A 19,845-nucleotide genomic window follows, 5' to 3' on the forward strand; every position below is an offset into this window, starting at 1 on the left:
AATGTTTTCATTTTAGTTAAGATAAGGATTGTTAAGTTTTTCTACTTATGTTGGGTGTGGTAAAATGCTTACGTATGATGTTTTGAAATGGAGGAATGAGGGTGTATTATTATTTATTAGCTATCATCATCATTGCGCTTGACCAAATGACGAAGCGATGGGTTGTTGTCAATATGGAATTGCGTGAAAGTATTCCAGTAATCGAGGATATTTTTTACATTACGTCACATCGAAATCCCGGTGCAGCGTGGGGGATTTTACAAGATCAGATGTATTTCTTTTATATTGTCACGATTATTGTGATCGGTGTTATTGTGTATTATATGACAAAATATGCGAAAGAAAATATGTGGATTGGTATAGGTCTAGGGCTTGTCTTAGGTGGTGCAATTGGTAATTTTATTGATCGATTAATCTATCAAGAAGTGGTTGATTTTCTAAATGTTTATATAGGTACATACAATTATCCAATATTTAATGTTGCGGATTCAGCACTCGTTGTAGGTGTCATCATTTTAGCCATATTAACGATTAAAGATGAATTTATAAAAGGATGAATAAAATGAATGAAAAAAATCAACTAGTCATTAACGCTTCACATCATAATAAAAGAATTGATAAAGTCATGAGTGAAGAACTGAATGACGTATCACGAGCACAAATTCAAAATTGGATTAAATCGGATCATTTATTGATCAACCAGCACTCGGTTAAAGCGAATTACAAATGTCAGTCTGGTGATATCGTAGAATGGGAAGTTCCTGAAGTGACCCCACTAGAAGCTAAAGCAGAATCAATGGATTTAGAGATTGTCTATGAAGATGAAGATTTACTCGTTGTAAACAAGCCAAAGGGTATGGTCGTTCATCCTTCAGCTGGGCATCCGGCAGGTACGCTTGTTAATGGTTTGCTTCACCATTGTCAAGATTTATCAGGGATTAATGGTGTGATTCGACCAGGCATTGTCCACCGTATTGACAGAGATACAAGTGGTTTATTAATGGTTGCAAAAAATGATCAAGCGCATCAATCATTGGCTGAGCAATTGCAAAATAAAACAGTTAAACGTTCCTATATTGCTTTAGTACATGGTCAAATTGAACATGAATATGGAACGATCGATGCACCAATTGGAAGGGATCCAAAAGATCGTCAGCGTATGGCGGTTATATCGGATGGTAAAGAAGCGCGTACACATTTTGAAGTGTTAGAACGGATTAAAGACGAATATACACTAGTGAATTGTGTGTTAGAGACGGGAAGAACCCATCAGATTAGAGTGCACATGAAATATATTGGATTCCCACTTGTTGGTGATCCAAAATATTCAATTCGAAAAACCCTGGATATGAATGGTCAAGCTTTGCATGCGAAGACGATTGGATTTTATCATCCGCGAACGAAAGAATGGCTAGAATTTGAAGCAGAGCCGCCGGTGATTTTTACAGAAACAATCGAAAAAATTAAATTATAGGTTGACTTTATGTCAATTGTTTGGAATAATAAGTAGTAATTAAATAGCCTTTTAAAACAGTCCCGTGAGACTGAAAAGGAACGCTTATGTTTTAGTGGAGATACGTCTATCTAAATCCCTTTTCTTGTGTTGACGGAGAAAAGGGATTTTTTAATGCGTTTAAAAGGTTAGGTTAACTTAAGTAAAGGTGTGAGTCGAAAGAGATGTAAAAAAGGGGGGACACATCAATGAAACAAAAAGCTGTCATTTTAGATCAAGCTGCCATCAATCGAGCCCTAACGCGTATTGCTCATGAAATTTTAGAGCGACATAAAGGGGTTAGTGATCTTGTTCTCATTGGCATTAAGACAAGAGGCAAGCCGTTAGCTGAGCGCTTGCAACAAAAATTAAAATCAATTGAAGGTGTCGAAGTACCAATTGGTGAAATTGATATTACACTGTATCGTGATGATTTGACACATGTATCTGACCATAAAGAAGCGACTGTCAGCCAAACAGACCTTCAAACAGATATTAATGGGAAGAAAATCATTCTAGTTGATGATGTCCTATATACAGGTCGAACAGTTCGAGCGGGTATGGATGCTTTGATTGACTATGGACGCCCTGCACAAATTCAATTGGCTGTACTCGTTGACCGCGGTCACAAAGAATTACCAATTAAAGCAGATTATATTGGAAAAAACATCCCAACCTCACAAGATGAAGTAATTGTTGTCACACTTGATGAAACGGATGGAGACGATTTAGTCAGCATTTATGAAACTTAATAACGAACAATAGTAAACCTTTAAAACAAGTCCCGTGAGGCTTGCAAGGTTGTACAGGGATACGTGTGTATGATGGACACGTCTACCTCTTTGCAACGTTGCAAAGAGGTTTTTTTAATGCCAAAAATAAAAAGAGGCGAAAAATGAGGAGGAATTGAGATGGAAAGATTAGATATGGTGATGGACATTCGAGATGTCCCAAAAAAATCAAAATGGTTCATGTTAAGTTTACAGCACTTATTTGCAATGTTTGGTGCAACCGTTTTAGTACCATTTTTAACTGGATTACCACCTGCAGTTGCACTTATTTCAAGTGGTTCAGGAACGATTGCATATTTACTTGTGACAAAGGGTCAAATTCCGGCTTATCTTGGATCAAGTTTTGCATTTATTGCCCCTATTCAAACAGCCATTGCAGATGGTGGAGTACCAGCTGCCATGATGGGGAGTTTTATGGCAGGCTTAGCATATGGATTGATCGCGTTGTTAATTGGTAGTTTCGGATTAGATTGGGTTATGAAAGTTTTACCACCAATTGTTGTTGGTCCAGTTATCATTGTCATCGGACTCGGTCTTGCTCCTACAGCGATTGATATGGCGATGAATGTTGATGGTGCCTACAGCGGTTCTCACTTTTCTGTGGCTATTTTAACGTTATTTGTCACGATTATTGGATCATTATTCTTCAAAGGATTTTTCGGACTTATTCCGATCCTAATTGGTATCGTCATTGGATATATTTACGCTCTTTATCTAGGAATTGTCGATACAGCAGGTATTGATGCGAGTTGGCAAGCTATTACTCAAAGTGGTTCGGTTGGTGAATTTTTCACTGCAATCTTCGTCATGCCAGACTTTGTCATTCCATTTGTTCATTACTCACCGACTGAAGTATTCACTTGGAATTTAGCAGCCATTATGGTGCCTGTTGCCATTGTGACCGTGGCAGAACATATTGGCGATCAGATGGTTCTATCAAAAGTTGTCGGCCGTAACTTCATTAAAAAACCAGGCTTACATCGTTCAATTTTAGGTGACGGTGTGGCGACATTAATTGCATCATTTTTAGGAGGACCACCCAATACAACGTATGGAGAAAATATTGGTGTACTAGCCATCACAAGAGTTTTTAGTGTGTTTGTAATTGGAGGCGCTGGTTTACTTGCGATTACGTTTGGATTTATCGGTATCATTTCAGAATTAATCACATCTATACCAACCCCTGTTATGGGAGGCGTATCGATCTTATTATTTGGTATTATCGCATCAAGTGGTATGAGAATGCTTGTCGATAACCAAGTTGACTTAGGAAATAATCGAAATTTAATCATTGCATCTGTCATATTAGTTATTGGGATTGGAGAGGCACTTATTCGATTTTCAGTTTCAGGTGTTGAATTTGAAATATCAGGGATGGCTTTAGCAGCGATTATCGGTGTTATATTAAACCTTGTGTTACCTGGCAAAGAATCTGGTTATGGAAATGGGAAGATGTTCGAATCAGAAGAAGTCTAGGGAGTCATAAGTTTATGAGACTAGCTTTTTAAGCTAGTCTTTTTATAAAAAATGTGAGGTGATTAATGTGGAAAATTTTGTGTCTATGAAATCTTTATCTAAGTCAGAGCTTTTACATTTAATCAAACGATCGGATGAAGTTGCTAATGGAACGAGTCAACAACAGAATCAAACGAAGCCATTGTTTGTTGCTAATTTATTTTTTGAACCGAGTACACGAACGAAAATGAGTTTTGAGGTCGCAGAAAAAAATTTAGGCATGCATGTCCTAGACTTTCATGCTGAAACCTCAAGTACTTTAAAAGGTGAATCAGTTTATGATACGGCTAAAACGTTTGAATCCATTGGTGCGGATGCATTAGTGATTCGTCACCCTGAAAAAGGTCAAGTTTCTCATATTGCCGAATCGATTAATATTCCAGTTATTAACGCTGGTGATGGTGCGGGTGAACATCCGACTCAATCATTACTAGATTTATATACGATGTATCAAGAGTTTGGGTCTTTTAACGATCTAGATGTACTGATTGTTGGCGACATTGCTCATAGTCGCGTAGCTAAATCAAATGCATATGCTTTACAAACTTTAGGAGCTAATGTTTATCTATCTTCTAAAGCAGATTGGCAAGATGAAACATTAGATTTTCCATATATAGATTTAGATGAAGGAATAAAACAGTGTGACGTCGCAATGTTTTTAAGAATTCAACTTGAGCGACACGAGAAAAAAGAATCGATTGAATCAACAGATTATTTGAAAAGATATGGATTAACAGTTGAACGTGAAAGAAAAATGAGAAAGCATGCCATTATAATGCACCCTGCACCTGTAAATCGTGATGTAGAGATTGCAAGTGAATTAGTTGAATGCAAGCGCTCAAGAATCTTCAAGCAAATGGAAAATGGCGTCTATACACGCATGGCTGTTTTAGAAGCGTGTTTAAAAAAGGAGGAACCCAGTTATGGCACTCATTATCACACGGTGTTTACACCAGCTAGAGCATCAATCAGCTAAAGAAGTCGATCTAAAAATAGAGAACGGTAAGATCGTTCAAATTCAGGATCATATAACACCAGATCCAAAAGATGAAGTAGTTGATGGTAAGGGCTATCATCTCGCACCAGGATTTGTCGATGTCCATGTTCATTTACGTGAGCCAGGTGGCGAGCATAAAGAAACGATTAAGACAGGTACAAAAGCAGCGGCAAGAGGTGGCTATACAACGATTGCAGCCATGCCAAATACCAATCCTGTACCAGATAATAATCAGACGATTAACCAAATACGTGAAAAAATCAAGCGAGATGCAAGCATTGATGTGTTACTGTACGGATCGATTACGAAAGAGCTAGACGGTGAACGACTTGTCGATTTTGACAAGATTGATCCGGATCACATTATGGCATTCACAGATGATGGCAAAGGGATTCAAACGTCACAAAAAATGCTAGATGCGATGAAAAAAGCGAAAAAGATGAATAAAGCGATTGTGGCGCATTGCGAAGATAATACGTTAATTAATAATGGTTGTGTGCACCAAGGTTCTGTAAGTGAACGATTAGGTGTAAATGGAATCCCATCTATTTGTGAATCAACCCAGATCGCAAGGGATGTGCTGTTAGCAGAAGCAACGAATTGTCATTATCATGTTTGTCATGTCAGCACAAAAGAATCGGTTCGAGTCATTAGAGATGCCAAGAAAGCAGGCATACATGTGACAGCCGAAGTCAGTCCACACCACCTTTTATTAAATGAAGATGACATTAAGGAGAAAGACACGGATTTCAAGATGAATCCACCACTTCGAAGTAAACAAGACCAAGAAGCACTTTTAAAAGGTTTAAAAGATGGCACAATTGATTTCATTGCAACAGATCATGCACCTCACGCTAAAGACGAGAAAGACCAACCGATTGAAAAGGCACCGTTTGGGATTGTCGGTTTAGAGACGGCATTTAGTCTGTTATACACACACCTTGTGTTAAAGAACCATTGCACTTTATCAGAACTTTATAACTGGCTGAGTGAAAAACCGGCTAATACGTTTGGGTTAAATAAAGGAACGATTGAAGAAGGTGTTGATGCTGATTTAGTTTTATTAGACTTAGAAAAGAACTATACGATCGACCGCACGGATTTTAAATCAAAAGGCCAAAATACCCCGTTTCATAGATGGGAAGTTACAGGACAACCCATCTTAACATTATGCAAAGGCAAAATTGCTTATCAGGAGGGAAACTAATGATCAGAGATTTAATTTTAGAAGATGGTACACTATTTACTGGACAAGCAATAGGCTCAACTGCATCTAGTCAAGGTGAAGTTGTCTTTAATACGGGGATGACCGGTTATCAAGAGATATTAACCGATCCTTCTTATTGTGGTCAATTTGTGACGATGACCTATCCACTAATTGGAAACTACGGGATTAACTTAGCTGATTTTGAATCCATTGAACCTTCTATTCATGGATTGGTTGTTAAAGAGAGTTGTGATACGCCATCCAACTTCAGGTCAGAACAATCGGTTGATGCCTATTTAAAATCAAAAGAAATTCCTGGTATTGCAGAGATTGATACACGTTCATTAACCAAAATTATTCGTAAACATGGAACGATGCGAGCAATTCTAACTGAAGCCAGAGAAGAAGGGGATGTAGATGAGAACGCATTGGATTTTGCACCCTTTATGACAGACCAAGTGGAGCGAGTATCGACGAAGAATCCATATGTTGTTCCGGGTCGAGGACACCGAGTCGTCGTGATCGACTATGGGATGAAACATGGTATTTTAAGAGATTTAACAGAACGTCTTTGTCACATTATTGTCGTTCCGTATACATATACGACAGAAGAGATTCTAGCATTAAAACCAGACGGTATTATGCTAACGAATGGACCTGGGGATCCTAAGAACGTTCCAGAAGCGATTGAAGTCATTAAAGAATTACAAGGACATGCACCGATTTTTGGCATTTGCTTGGGTCATCAACTCATCGCTTTAGCAAACGGAGCCGATACAGAAAAAATGACATTTGGGCATCGTGGTTCGAATCATCCCGTTAAAGATCTTCATTTAAATAAGACATTTATTACATCACAAAATCATGGTTACGCAGTTCGCCTAGGCTCTTTAGAAAACACGCATTTAGATCTAACTCATGTAGCGATTAATGATGATTCCGTTGAAGGGGTTAAGCATAAAGATTATCCTGTCTTTTCTGTCCAATATCACCCAGAAAGTGCGCCGGGACCTGAAGATTCAGGCTATTTATTCGATCAATTTATTGACCAGATCAAACAATACAAGCAGCACTCAAAGGAGGCTAAATAATGCCGAAACGTGATGATATTAAAAAAATTCTAGTTATCGGATCAGGTCCAATTATTATCGGTCAAGCAGCAGAGTTTGATTATTCAGGCACTCAAGCATGCCAAGCATTAAAAGAAGAAGGGTACACCGTTATCTTGGCTAACTCGAACCCAGCAACGATTATGACCGATCATACGATTGCGGATACCGTTTATATGGAACCTCTAACTGTTGAATTTATGGCAAAAATTATTCGTAAAGAACGGCCAGATGCGATCTTGCCAACGTTAGGTGGACAAACAGGTCTTAACCTCGCTATGGCTCTAAAGGACAGTGGTGTCTTAGAACAATACCCAACAGAAATGCTCGGAACAAGTCTCGATGCGATTCAACTAGCAGAAGACCGAGAAGCATTTCGACAGCTGATGCATCAGTTAAATGAACCTGTTCCAGAAAGTCAAATTGTCAACACGGTTGACCAAGCGATTGATTTTTCAGAAACAATTGGTTTTCCTTTAATTGTTCGCCCGGCCTATACGTTAGGTGGAACAGGTGGGGGCATGTGTTATAACCTAGATGAGTTAAAAGAAATCACACGAAATGGTCTTAGTTTATCACCTGTTAATCAATGTTTGATTGAAAAAAATATTGCAGGCTTTAAAGAAGTCGAATACGAAGTGATGCGTGATCATAATGACCAAGCAATTGTTGTATGTAATATGGAAAACATTGATCCGGTAGGTATTCATACTGGGGATTCGATTGTCGTTGCCCCGTCCCAAACTTTGAGTGACCGTGAATATCAATTGCTTAGAAACGCATCATTAAAGATTATTCGCGCACTTGAAATAGAAGGTGGATGTAATGTTCAACTAGCCATGGATCCAAATAGTTTTGACTACTATATTATTGAAGTGAATCCAAGGGTGAGCCGCTCATCAGCTCTTGCATCAAAAGCAACAGGTTATCCAATTGCTAAAATTGCCGCTAAAATAGCTGTGGGGCTTACCTTAGATGAAATAAAAAACCCCATAACAAAAACAACGTATGCTGCTTTTGAGCCAGCGCTTGATTATGTTGTTACCAAGTTCCCACGTTTCCCGTTTGATAAGTTTATGAGTGGAAATCGCACACTCGGTACACAAATGAAGGCAACTGGCGAGGTCATGGCAATCGGAAGAAACTTTGAAGAAGCGTTTTTAAAAGGGATCCGTTCACTTGATTTTAGCGGAGATGATTTTTACTTACCAGAACTTGAACCAGTTGACAATCAAGAACTGCTAAATAGAGTTGAAAAAGCAGACGATCAACGTATTTTTATACTGGCTGAATTATTTAGACGTGGCTATTCAGAAGAGGATTTACATGCTTGTACAAAAATCGATCATTTCTTTCTTGCCAAAATTCATAAGCTCATAACATATGAACAGAAGTTAAAAGAGACGCCATTTAATAAAACATTGCTGACTGAAGCGAAACGTCTAGGTTTTTCAGATACGCAACTATCTCGCGTTCTAAATAAGTCAGAAGATGACCTCTATGATTATCGAAAAGAGAACGGGATCATGCCTGTCTATAAAATGGTTGATACGTGCGCTGCTGAATTTGAATCTTTAACACCCTATTTCTACAGCAGTTATGAGAAAGAACAAGAATCTGTTCAATCAGAGAAAGAAAAAGTCCTCGTGATTGGTTCTGGCCCGATTCGAATTGGACAAGGGATCGAATTTGACTATGCAACGGTTCATTCTGTTCTTGCCTTAAAAGAAAGAGGCTATGAGGCAATTATTATGAACAGCAACCCTGAAACAGTCTCAACCGACTTTAGTGTATCTGACAAGCTTTACTTTGAACCGTTAACCCTCGAGGACTGTATGCATGTCATTGAACATGAAAACCCTGTAGGCGTTATTGTTCAATTTGGTGGACAGACATCCATTAATTTAGCAGAAGGGCTTCAAAGACGAGGCGTTAATATTTTAGGAACGTCACTAGAGGCGACTGACAGATGTGAGGATCGGGATAAATTTGAACAAATGCTCACACAACTCCAGATCCCCCAGCCTAAAGGGGAAAGTGTGATCGACATTTCTGAGGCGAAAGAAACAGCGGAGAGAATAGGTTTTCCAGTGCTTGTTAGACCTTCTTACGTCATTGGTGGGAGCCAAATGGAAATTGTATATGATCAAGATGAATTGCAGCATTACCTTAAAAAGACAACACACATCAAACGTAAACACCCTGTCTTAATTGATAAATACTTAACCGGTATTGAAGTAGAAGTCGATGCGATCAGTGATGGAGAAACGACGATTATTCCAGGGATTATGGAACACATTGAAAGAGCCGGTGTACACTCAGGTGACTCGATTGCTGTCTATCCAACACAACGGATTAAGCAAGTTGTAAAAGATGAGATTATCAAAACAACGATCAAAATTGCAGAGTATTTACAGGTTAAAGGGTTAATTAATATTCAATTCGTTATTCACAAAGATAAAGTTTACTGTTTAGAAGTAAACCCTAGAGCGAGTCGGACGATTCCGTTTTTAAGTAAAATAACTGGTGTGACAATGGCAAACATTGCAACGAGAGCCATCATGGGTGAAAAGTTAGAAAGCTTAGGACATACAAGTGGTCTACTAGAAGAAGCCGATCATGTATCAGTAAAAGTGCCAGTGTTTTCATTTGAAAAGCTAAAAAGTGTGGACACGATTCTAGGACCTGAGATGAAATCAACAGGTGAAACGATTGGGCGAGATCAAACATTAAGTAAAGCGTTGTTCAAAGGTTTGACAGCTTCCGGCTTAAATATCCCATTTGAAGGATCTGTTTTAATGACGGTTGCGGATAAAGATAAAGAAGAGGCTTTAGAGATTGCCAAGCGTTTTGAAACATTAGGATTTGACTTATATGCAACATCAGGCACGGCGGACTATCTAAAATCAAATCATATTAAAGTTACTGAAGTAGGAAAGATCGGTTCAAACGAGGATAATGTGTTATCAATCATTGAAGAAAATCGAGTCCAGTTTGTTGTTAACACGTTAAATTCAGGTAAAAAACCACGTTCTGATGGCTTTAAGATTAGACGTTCAGCTGTTGAGCATGGAATTGCTTGTTTAACGAGTTTAGACACGGCTTCTGCTATTTTAGATGTCATCGATTCAACGACATTCTCTGCTACACCTGTCGTTAAGGATCAGGAGGTCATTCGCTAATGCAAAAACTAAAAGCAACGATTCGTCATTCAGAAATCATTGCTCGTGATACAGTTCAGTTTGATCTTTTGATAGATCCAACGATTCTAAAAACGATTCAACCTGGCCAATTTGTTCATGTCAATATTGATGACTCTAGTGAGCATATGTTGAGAAGACCGATTTCGATTGCAGATGTAAAGCCAGATGAATCTCTATTAACATTAATATTTAAACAGTTTGGTGAAGGAACAAAAAAATTAGCGCAACTAAAAGCTGAAACACCGATTGATTTACTCATTCCATCTGGAAATGGTTACCCAATCGATGACTTAGCCATCGAACACGCATTATTAATTGGCGGGGGAATTGGTGTCCCCCCGCTCTATTACTTAGCGAAAAAATTAAAAGAAAAAAATGTGAAAGTCACCACGGTTATTGGTTTTCAGTCAGCTGATGATGTTTTTTATGAAGAAGCATTTCTTACGCTTGGTGATTGTTTTGTTGCGACCGATGATGGAAGTTATGGGTATGAAGGTTTTGTGACAGATGTGATGGATCAAAATAAGATCGACTTTGATATGTATTTTGCATGCGGACCAAATCCCATGCTAAGAGCCGTTAAATATACATTGTCTGATAAAGAAGGGTATATTTCATTAGAAGAACGCATGGGATGTGGAATTGGTGCTTGTTATGCGTGTGTTGTACCCAATCGTGACGAAACAGCTTATAAGAAAGTGTGTCATGATGGCCCTGTTTTTCATACAAGTGAGGTGAGCATTTAATGTCTTTAGACGTACAATTGCCAGGATTGAATTTAAAAAATCCTATTATGCCGGCTTCAGGTTGTTTTAGTTTCGGTCGTGAATACAGTCAGTTTTATGATTTGAGTGAATTAGGGGCTGTTATCATCAAAGCAGCTACAAAACATCAGCGATTAGGGAATAAAACCCCTCGAGTGGCAGAAACAAAATCCGGTATGTTAAATGCGATTGGTCTTCAAAATCCAGGTGTATCTTCAATTATAGCTGATGAATTGCCTTTTTTAAGTCAGTTTCAAACATCAGTAATTGCGAATGTTGCTGGAAGTACAGTTGAAGAGTATGAGCATGTCGCTCGGTCATTTAAAGATACATCACTCATTCATGCAATTGAGTTAAATATATCTTGTCCAAACGTAAAAGAGGGTGGTGTCCAATTTGGCACAGATCCTGAGTTGGCTTTTGAAGTGACAAGGCGCGTAAAAGAACAATCAAATGTCCCAGTCTATGTCAAATTATCACCCAACGTCAGTGATATCGTCGAAATTGCCCAAGCGGTTGAAAAAGCAGGCGCAGATGGTTTAAGTATGATAAACACGTTAACAGGTATGAAAATCGATTTACATAAAAAACAACCGTTACTGGCTAATCAAGTAGGAGGATTATCAGGACCAGCAATTAAACCGGTTGCGATCCGCATGATTTATCAAGTGTATCAAGCAGTTGATATTCCAATCATTGGAATGGGTGGTGTTTTAACACCAGAAGATGTACTGGAATTTTTACTAGCAGGTGCTAGTGCTGTTGCGATCGGTACAGCTAACTTTAAAAATCCGATGATTTGTAAAGAAATCATTGATGCATTGCCTGAAACGTTATCGTCTTACGGGTTTAGCTCTGTAAAAGAGGCAATCGGAGGTGCTCATAATGGATAGATCGATTTACTTAGCACTAGACTTTGAGGATTGGAAGACGACAGACGAATTTTTGAAAAATAATCAGCTACATGATGTACCGGTTAAGGTTGGGATGGAGTTATTTTATCAAGAAGGGCCTGATGTCGTTCGTCGCCTGCGCGATCAAGGAAGAGATGTGTTTTTAGATATAAAACTGCATGACATTCCGACAACGATCTATAAGGCGATGAAAAACATCGCTAAGTTAGATGTTGCAGTGACCAATGTTCATGCATTAGGAACGGGTGACATGATTCGAGCGGCTAAAGAAGGGTTAATGGACGGGAGCGTGTCAGATACTACGCCAACGCTTCTTGCTGTTACTTTATTGACATCTATGGATCAAAGACGATTAAAAGAAGAGCTGAAAATCACAGATACAGTTGAACAAACGGCGGCCCATTTGGCAGCATTAGCACAACGTAATGGCGCAGATGGAGTTGTCTGTTCAGCTCATGAGGTTGAATTGATAAAACAAAAAACAACTCCAGATTTTTTAGCCGTAACACCCGGGATTCGATTAGAAAACAGTCATCACCATGACCAAAAAAGAGTCGCTACACCTAAATTAGCGAAAACCCTCGGTGCTGATGCACTTGTTATCGGACGGAGTATCACTGGATCAACGAATCCTAAACAAGCCTATCAAAAAGCAGAAATGGAGTGGAGTTAATATGTCATTATCTAACCAGATCATTGCTCATTTATATGAAATTGATGCCATTCAAATTAAAGCTGATCGTTCATTTACATGGACATCAGGTATTAAATCGCCCATCTACTGTGATAATCGTCTAACGATGTCCTACCCAGATATCCGAACCAGAATCGTAGACGGTTTTGTTGATCGCTTATTAGTAGAAGCAGAAAACATCGACTGTATCGCGGGGTGTGCTACTGCTGGTATTCCACACGCAGCTTGGCTTTCTGAACGTTTGAATTTACCAATGGCTTATGTCAGAGGAAAACCAAAAGGTCATGGAAAACAAAATCAAATTGAAGGTGTCATTAAAAAGGGGGAGCGTGTTCTCGTCATCGAAGATTTAATATCAACAGGTCAATCTGTATTCGAGACGATTGATGCGATTGAAAAGGTCGGAGCTCATGTTATAGGTGTTCAAGCTATCTTTAGTTATGGACTCCCACGTTCTAAGCAAGACTTTGATCAAAGAGATATTCGGTTTGACACATTAGCTAATTTTGATCAGCTGGTGACGCTCCTACTAAAAAACGAAGAAATCACTGATGAAGAAGCGGATAGTTTGATTGAATGGCGTGATCAGATTAACCTGTAGCAGTATATACGAATAAAAATGAATGACCGCTTAAGTCAATAAGGGGTCATTCGTTTTTAGATTAAGGTGTTTTCTTCAATTTTTTAATGATCTCTTCATCAGGTGTTACAAACAAGGTTTTTTGTTCATCGTAGGTCACATAACCCGGTTTTGCTCCGTTTGGTTTTTTAACATGACGAATCAACGTGTAATCAACCGGTACAGAAGAAGATTGCGATGCTTTAGAGAAAGATGCAGCGAGCTGCGCTGCTTCAAGTAACGTTTCTTCACTGGGTTGGTTTGAGCGAATGACCACATGTGATCCAGGTATATCTTTTGTGTGTAACCAGTAATCTCGTTTATCAGCCATTTTTGATGTTAAATAGTCGTTTTGTTTATTGTTACGTCCGACATACATCGGCGTACCATCAGATGAGATAAATTTTTGAGGTTCTGGTTTATTTGAACGACGTTTTTTCTTTTTATCTTTTGTTTTCGATTTTAAATACCCTTCTTCTCGTAATTCTTCACGAATTTCTTCTATGTCTGATAACCTGGCCGACTCGATTTGTTGAATTAACTGATCAAAGTAGTCATTTTCTTTTTCAGCTTTCTCAATTTCAATAGACAACTTTTGTTTAGATGTTTTTAACTTTTGGTACATTTTAAAGTAATATTGTGCATTTTCACTTGGTGTTTTATTAGGATTAAGTTCAATCGTTAATGTCGATTGGTTTTCATCATAATAATCAATCACATCAACGGATTCATCCCCTTGTTTAACGAGATGTAAATGAGCAGTTAATAATTCACCAAGTTTTTGATAGGTTGCGGCTTTTTCAGCCTTTTTTAATGAATCTTGCTGTTTTTTTATTTTCCTCTTGTTCTTTGAATGTTCATTTTTCAATAAGCGTGTCAGATCATGCGCTTGTTGTTTGACTAAATCACGCGTTGCTTTATCTGAATAAAATGTATCAAGCATATCACTGACCCGGTTGTAATGATAAATATCACCTTCATACGTGTGCAAAGGGAAAACATGGAAGTCGTCGCGTTTTCCTCTATGAATAACAGGTTCAATCTGACCTTGATTCACAGTTTCTAACGTCTGTTTAAGGGTTTTTGCGAGAGCTTCAGCTGTTCGTGTACTCGCTTTTTCTAGCATGTATTCTGCAAAAATAGGAGACACACCCATAAATTGATTGACTAACCCATATTTTAAGTCGTCATCTTCAGCGTTATTTAGTGACTCAGTTATTTGAGCTTCTGTCAGTTGATCTGGGTTCTGTTTTCCTTGACTAGGCGGATCAACATACAATTGCCCGGGTAATATCGTACGATGACGATTTTGATACGGTGATAAATGTTTAATGCTGTCTAAAATGTGTCCTTTTTCAGAATCAATTAAAATAATATTACTATGTTTACCCATAATCTCTATTTTTAATAGACGATTGACACGATCACCAATCTCATTTTTGGCTTCAACGTGAATGTCTATAATACGCTCATTTTCATATTGTTCTATTTTTTGGATGAAGCTCCCCACTAAATGTTTACGTAAAAGCATACAGAACATAGGTGGTTCTGTTGGATTTTGGTAGCGGTCTTGTGTTAAATGTGCTCTTGCGTAATTCGGGTGAACAGAAAGAAGTAAGGATTGATTCTGTCCATATGCTCTGACTGTCAAAAGTAATTCTGTTTCAGTCGGTTGGTAAATCTTCATAATACGTCCTGATTGTAATTCTTCATTTAATTCCTTCGCTATAGCACGGGTAACAATACCATCGAATGCCATTTCTATCACCTCATTCAGTTCATTATAGCATGATTTTGTTTCTCATAACATATTCTCTCTTAAGAGGTTTTGAATGGAGGGGCCATGTTTGGACTGGTATAACTATTCAAGTGAAAAATTAGAAACGCATCTTAAAACAAATGTATCGAATGGCTTAAGTCAAAAAGAAGCAAAGTCACGTCTAAAGCGATTAGGTCCAAATCAATTAAAAGCTGAGAAAAAAGTATCGAACCTTCAATTGTTCATTAGACAATTTAAGGACTTTATCGTTGCCTTATTAATTGTTGTGACATGTATTGCTGCCTATTTAGGGGAAGCAATTGATGCTTTAGTGATTGTGATCATTATTTGTCTGAATAGCTTATTAGGTTTTTGGCAAGAGAAAAAAGCTCAGCGTTCCTTAGAAAAGCTAAAATCATTGACCCAACCAGAATCAAAGGTGTTAAGAGATGGACAATTTATCAATGTGTTAAGTCAAGAACTCGTGGTTGGTGACATTGTAGCCATTGAAGCAGGTATGCGCGTTCCGTGTGATTTACGATTGATTGATCATCATCAAGTCGTTATTGATGAATCGGCACTGACCGGTGAAACAGTGTCAGTTCATAAATCGACAACGACGTTAAACGATGATCATTTACCGATTCATGACCAAGTCAATATGGCTTTCATGGGTACATTAGTCAAATCAGGAAGAGCGACGGGCGTTGTTGTTTCAACTGGTGTGAATACAGAAGTTGGACAAATCGCTTCATTAATTACGACAGCAAAAAAAGAAAAAACACCTTTAGAACAGCGATTAGAACATCTAGGTCACATATTGATTGTCATTTCATTAGCTTTGACCGCATTGGTTGTTTTTTTTGGAATTATTCAAGGACAAGCGATCTATCAAATGTTTTTAAGCGGTATATCGTTAGCAGTTGCGATTATTCCTGAAGGGTTACCGGCGATTGTTACGGTTGTTTTATCACTAGGTGTTCAGCGGATGATTAAGCAAAAAGTCATTATAAAATCAATTCAAGCAGTTGAAACGTTAGGAGCAACTACTGTTATTTGTTCGGATAAGACGGGAACATTAACCGAAAATAAAATGAGTGTGAGTCAAGTTTATTTACCCGATCAATTAATTGCTATTTTAGGTGGTTATCGTTTAACTGGTGGGATCAGTACGAAACACTCGATGAAAACAAAACAAGCCTTAAATCAATTATTAAAAAAGGCTGTTACGTGTACAAATGCCACGATTAAAGAAACGAATCAAAAAGTAGAGATGGATGGAGATGCTTCAGAAATAGCCATTTTAATGGCAGCTGTTAAATGTCAATTATCAATTGATGCGTGTAAGCGTCCGGATATCATAAAAGAAATACCTTTTGATTCTGATCGAAAACGGATGTCAGTTTTAGTGAAATCTCATCATACCTATGAATCGATTGTAAAAGGGGCACCTGAAGTCTTATTAAATCAGTCAAATCGAATTTTAAAGGAAGGACAAGTACATCCGCTCTCACAACAAGTTAAAGACAAGTTAAACAAACGATTAACAGAAATGACAAAAAGTGGCCAACGTGTTATGGCTATTTGTTACAAGCCTATCTATAAAATAACGGAGTCAATGGAAGATAACCTCATTTTCATGGGTTATATCGGCTTGAATGATCCCCCTAGAAAACATGTGAAGCAAGCGATTAGACAAGCTAAAAAGGCAGGTGTCAAAACCGTTATGATAACAGGTGATCATACTGATACCGCATCAGCGATTGCCAAACAATTAACGATTTTACCGTCTGGTGGTCAAGTTATAACAGGACAAGAATTAGTTCAAATGTCAGATGATGAGCTGTGTGAGCGTATAAATTCGACTTACGTATTTGCTAGAGTAACGCCTTTCGATAAATTACGAATCGTAAAAGCTTACCAACAACAAAATGAAGTTGTGGCTATGACGGGGGATGGTGTTAATGATGCACCCGCACTCAAAAAAAGTGATGTAGGGATCAGTATGGGTATTGCAGGAACGGACATAAGTAAGGAAACAGCGGATATTATTCTAATGGACGATAACTTTAAAACCATTATTGCAGCAATTAGAGAAGGGCGTATTATTTATCAAAACATAAAAAAATTCATTCGTTATATCCTAACGTCAAATACCGGTGAGCTGCTCGTGATGTTATTCAGTTTATTGATCGGTTTACCACTCCCTTTAGTCCCTGTTCAAATTCTATGGGTCAATTTAATTACTGATGGCTTACCAGCACTTGCTTTAGGACTTGATAAAGGTCATGCAAACATAATGGACGAGCCACCTAGGAAAAAGAAAGAATCATTATTCAGTCAAGGCGTAGGGACGATGATTCTTTTAAGGGGTTTGATGATGGGGTTAATGACATTTTTAATGTTTATATTAGCTTATCAGTTTTTAGGAGGGTCTTTGGCTTATGCGAGAACAATGACCTTTATGACGCTTATTCTATCTCAATTGGTTCATGCTTTTGATTGTAGGAATCATCAGATGAGTGTAAAGCAGTTGTTATTCGGAAATGGCTATTTACTCATTTCCGTTCTATTGTCAATTGTTCAAATGATCGTTATTGTTTATTATCCCCCTTTACAAGCGATCTTTCATACGGTGGGTCTGAATCGATTCGATTGGATATTCATTATTATGTTTAGTTTATTCCCAACATTTTTCTTTCATTTTACAAAAAAATAATAACTTGTGTATAATAACAAGTAATGGATCGTTACTGGAACGATCCATTACTTGTCTTTTTAGCACGTCTCATAAAGGGGAAGATAAAGATGATCAATAGCATGACAGGATATGGTCAATCAGAAGTGAATATAAATGGCGAACACTATTTGATTGAGGTCAAAACCATCAATCACCGGTTTTTAGATATCGCCCTACATATACCGAATTCGTTTAATCCGTATTTAGAGAAAATAAATCGTGAGCTAAAACAGTTTTTTAACCGTGGTCGAATAGAAGTTAATATGACAAAAATAGCATCTGAAAAAGATCACGATTCGATTTCGATTGATTGGACACAAGTAGCACGTTATGACCAAGCGTTTAAAGCCATTCGTGCAAATTATCCCGAAACGGGTGATGATTTAATTGCTAAAATGCCTGAAATTGAATCCTTTCTTTATGAGGATGTGTCTTTTGAATTAGATGAACATCACCTTGAGCAATTATTAAATGCTATTAATGAATCCTCTCAAAAAGCTGTCCAAATGCGGTTATCTGAGGGTGAAGAGTTATATGAAGATATATGTTATCAAACAGAACGTCTCGAGGATTTAGTCGAATCCATCGATTCTAAACGCGACCAAATAAAATCGATTCATTACGAACGAATGGTTAATCGACTCAATCAACTATTAGAAAAAAATGGCCTTAAACATGAGTCAGAATATTACCGAGAATTAGCGATTTTAGCCGAAAAAGGTGATTTGACTGAAGAAATCATTCGTATCAGAAGTCATATTGATCAGATGAGAGAGCTTTATAAACAATCAGTCCCAGTTGGTCGTAAATTAGACTTTATTGTCCAAGAGTTAATGCGTGAAGCAAATACGACGGCCTCAAAAGCGAATGATCCTTTGATTAGTCATTTAGTCGTTGATTTAAAATCTGTTGTTGAGAAAATTAAAGAACAAATCCAAAATGTAGAATAGGCATTTTAAATATCAATGATAGCTATTAAAACTTAATTTTATTGATTAGAACGGTAAAAACAGCTTCAGATTGCTGTGAAATATGTAAACAAATAGCCAGACGAAAATAGTTAAAATACTATTTTTGTCTGGCTATTACATTGACTTATTTACTTTTGTCTCAGACTCATCAAATTTATTAAAGTGGTTATAAAAAAGGATGAATTCTTCTTTACAAGTAAATTCACTATGGCGAGTGTTTAATTCTGTGTATTTCAGTATGCACCTTTATTTTAAAGGCTATATTCTTTAGAAATCGGTCGTCTGGGCTAATTGAATTACATCCTTCCATTCGCATTTTTAGCCCCGTTAAAAGCAAAATTATAACTCAATCATATCGATTTCCCACATATCTCCTATTTTATTTAACTCTAAGTTCATAAATACTATATCATCTATGTTGTTATGATTACTTGAACCAATATAAAAGACAACGTTCATGAATATAGATTCTGATGTAGAGTCAGAGTTCAGTTCAAAATTATTAAGTAAATATGATAGCTCATTATGCTCTAATGCCAGATAAGGAACGATAGTCTCAGTTTCATTATGAGTGATACTCTCTTCTCCGATGCTGTAAGAATCAGATGTCATACTTTCTAATCGTTCGAAATCTAATTGAATGTATGCATCTAAAAAGTCTTTAGCTACTGACCAAGATTGTGGTATGATACTTATCAACTTTTCTTGGTCTACTAATTCATTTTTCAAATCTTCGTTGGCCTTCTCAAGATTCTCAATTTTTTCATGCAATTCTCTATAGGCACTTTCTAATTCGTCAATTGATTCACTATTCTCGTCAGTGTTGTTATTTTCCTCAGTGTCAGTAACAGAGCAACCGACAATTGTTAAGGTAAATATGATAACAGAGAGTTTGATTAAAAATATAATATGGGCTACCCCCTTTCTTCACAACGAAATTTATGTCACAGCAAACCGTCGCCTTTCAAAAAAATATTATTATTTCCAATTAATTCATTTAATTGTAACATTTATAAATTGTGCCAACAATTTAAATGTGTATTTTTTTTTTTTTTACAATAAATCCAAAA

16 protein-coding genes are annotated in these 19,845 nt (G+C 37.4%); 14 read left to right on the forward strand and 2 right to left on the reverse strand.

Features of this window, described 5'->3' with window-relative positions; all coding sequences use genetic code 11:
* The first annotated feature begins 95 nt into the window (after positions 1-95).
* The 12 genes from lspA to pyrE all read left to right on the forward strand — a co-directional run bounded on the left by lspA (position 96) and on the right by pyrE (position 13,287).
* On the forward strand, positions 96-557 hold the full coding sequence (gene lspA, locus BLR62_RS02630; protein WP_281241143.1) for a signal peptidase II: 462 nt from the start codon (positions 96-98) through the stop codon (positions 555-557).
* Positions 558-562: 5 nt separating this feature from the next.
* On the forward strand, positions 563-1,474 hold the full coding sequence (locus BLR62_RS02635) for an RluA family pseudouridine synthase (protein ID WP_090792815.1): 912 nt from the start codon (positions 563-565) through the stop codon (positions 1,472-1,474).
* 227 nt (positions 1,475-1,701) lie between these two features.
* Positions 1,702-2,244 carry a bifunctional pyr operon transcriptional regulator/uracil phosphoribosyltransferase PyrR gene (gene pyrR / locus BLR62_RS02640; protein WP_090792818.1) on the forward strand — a complete coding sequence of 181 codons (543 nt, stop codon included), beginning with the start codon at positions 1,702-1,704 and terminating at the stop codon, positions 2,242-2,244.
* A 159-nt stretch (positions 2,245-2,403) separates the two neighbouring features.
* Complete coding sequence (locus tag BLR62_RS02645) at positions 2,404-3,759, forward strand: solute carrier family 23 protein (RefSeq protein ID WP_090792821.1); 1,356 nt, start codon at positions 2,404-2,406, stop codon at positions 3,757-3,759.
* An 85-nt stretch (positions 3,760-3,844) separates the two neighbouring features.
* Positions 3,845-4,774, forward strand: a complete 930-nt coding sequence (locus BLR62_RS02650; RefSeq protein ID WP_090793768.1) for an aspartate carbamoyltransferase catalytic subunit — start codon at positions 3,845-3,847, stop codon at positions 4,772-4,774.
* A complete protein-coding gene (locus BLR62_RS02655) occupies positions 4,722-6,002 on the forward strand; it encodes a dihydroorotase (protein ID WP_090792823.1) in 1,281 nt (426 codons plus the stop codon). Before BLR62_RS02650 ends, BLR62_RS02655 begins: the two co-directional genes overlap by 53 nt.
* A complete protein-coding gene (locus BLR62_RS02660; RefSeq protein ID WP_090792825.1) occupies positions 6,002-7,093 on the forward strand; it encodes a carbamoyl phosphate synthase small subunit in 1,092 nt (363 codons plus the stop codon). The genes BLR62_RS02655 and BLR62_RS02660 overlap by 1 nt, the downstream gene beginning before the upstream one ends.
* Positions 7,093-10,293, forward strand: a complete 3,201-nt coding sequence (gene carB / locus BLR62_RS02665; protein WP_090792828.1) for a carbamoyl-phosphate synthase large subunit — start codon at positions 7,093-7,095, stop codon at positions 10,291-10,293. Before BLR62_RS02660 ends, carB begins: the two co-directional genes overlap by 1 nt.
* Positions 10,293-11,060: a dihydroorotate dehydrogenase electron transfer subunit gene (locus BLR62_RS02670; protein WP_090792830.1), complete on the forward strand. Its 768-nt coding sequence runs from the start codon at positions 10,293-10,295 to the stop codon at positions 11,058-11,060. Before carB ends, BLR62_RS02670 begins: the two co-directional genes overlap by 1 nt.
* Positions 11,060-11,971 (forward strand): dihydroorotate dehydrogenase, encoded by a 912-nt coding sequence (locus tag BLR62_RS02675; protein WP_090792833.1) that lies wholly within the window; start codon positions 11,060-11,062, stop codon positions 11,969-11,971. Before BLR62_RS02670 ends, BLR62_RS02675 begins: the two co-directional genes overlap by 1 nt.
* Positions 11,964-12,665 (forward strand): orotidine-5'-phosphate decarboxylase, encoded by a 702-nt coding sequence (gene pyrF / locus BLR62_RS02680; RefSeq protein WP_090792835.1) that lies wholly within the window; start codon positions 11,964-11,966, stop codon positions 12,663-12,665. The genes BLR62_RS02675 and pyrF overlap by 8 nt, the downstream gene beginning before the upstream one ends.
* 1 nt (position 12,666) lies before the next feature.
* On the forward strand, positions 12,667-13,287 hold the full coding sequence (pyrE, locus tag BLR62_RS02685) for an orotate phosphoribosyltransferase (protein ID WP_090792837.1): 621 nt from the start codon (positions 12,667-12,669) through the stop codon (positions 13,285-13,287).
* A gap of 61 nt (positions 13,288-13,348) precedes the next feature.
* Here pyrE and BLR62_RS02690 read toward each other — a convergent pair whose 3' ends face one another.
* Positions 13,349-15,064 carry an Rqc2 family fibronectin-binding protein gene (locus BLR62_RS02690; protein WP_090792840.1) on the reverse strand — a complete coding sequence of 572 codons (1,716 nt, stop codon included), beginning with the start codon at positions 15,062-15,064 and terminating at the stop codon, positions 13,349-13,351.
* A gap of 73 nt (positions 15,065-15,137) precedes the next feature.
* On the opposite strand from BLR62_RS02690, the gene BLR62_RS02695 reads away from it, so the two are divergent.
* Positions 15,138-17,783 carry a cation-translocating P-type ATPase gene (locus tag BLR62_RS02695; protein ID WP_090792843.1) on the forward strand — a complete coding sequence of 882 codons (2,646 nt, stop codon included), beginning with the start codon at positions 15,138-15,140 and terminating at the stop codon, positions 17,781-17,783.
* An 89-nt stretch (positions 17,784-17,872) separates the two neighbouring features.
* Positions 17,873-18,754, forward strand: a complete 882-nt coding sequence (locus BLR62_RS02700; RefSeq protein ID WP_218119748.1) for a YicC/YloC family endoribonuclease — start codon at positions 17,873-17,875, stop codon at positions 18,752-18,754.
* Between the two features lie 360 nt (positions 18,755-19,114).
* On the opposite strand, the gene BLR62_RS02705 is transcribed toward BLR62_RS02700, so the two are convergent.
* Positions 19,115-19,546 carry a hypothetical protein gene (locus BLR62_RS02705; protein WP_090792848.1) on the reverse strand — a complete coding sequence of 144 codons (432 nt, stop codon included), beginning with the start codon at positions 19,544-19,546 and terminating at the stop codon, positions 19,115-19,117.
* Positions 19,547-19,845 lie beyond the last annotated feature (299 nt).

The sequence above is a fragment of the Pelagirhabdus alkalitolerans genome (assembly GCF_900096905.1).
GTDB classification, from domain to species: domain Bacteria; phylum Bacillota; class Bacilli; order Bacillales; family Amphibacillaceae; genus Pelagirhabdus; species Pelagirhabdus alkalitolerans.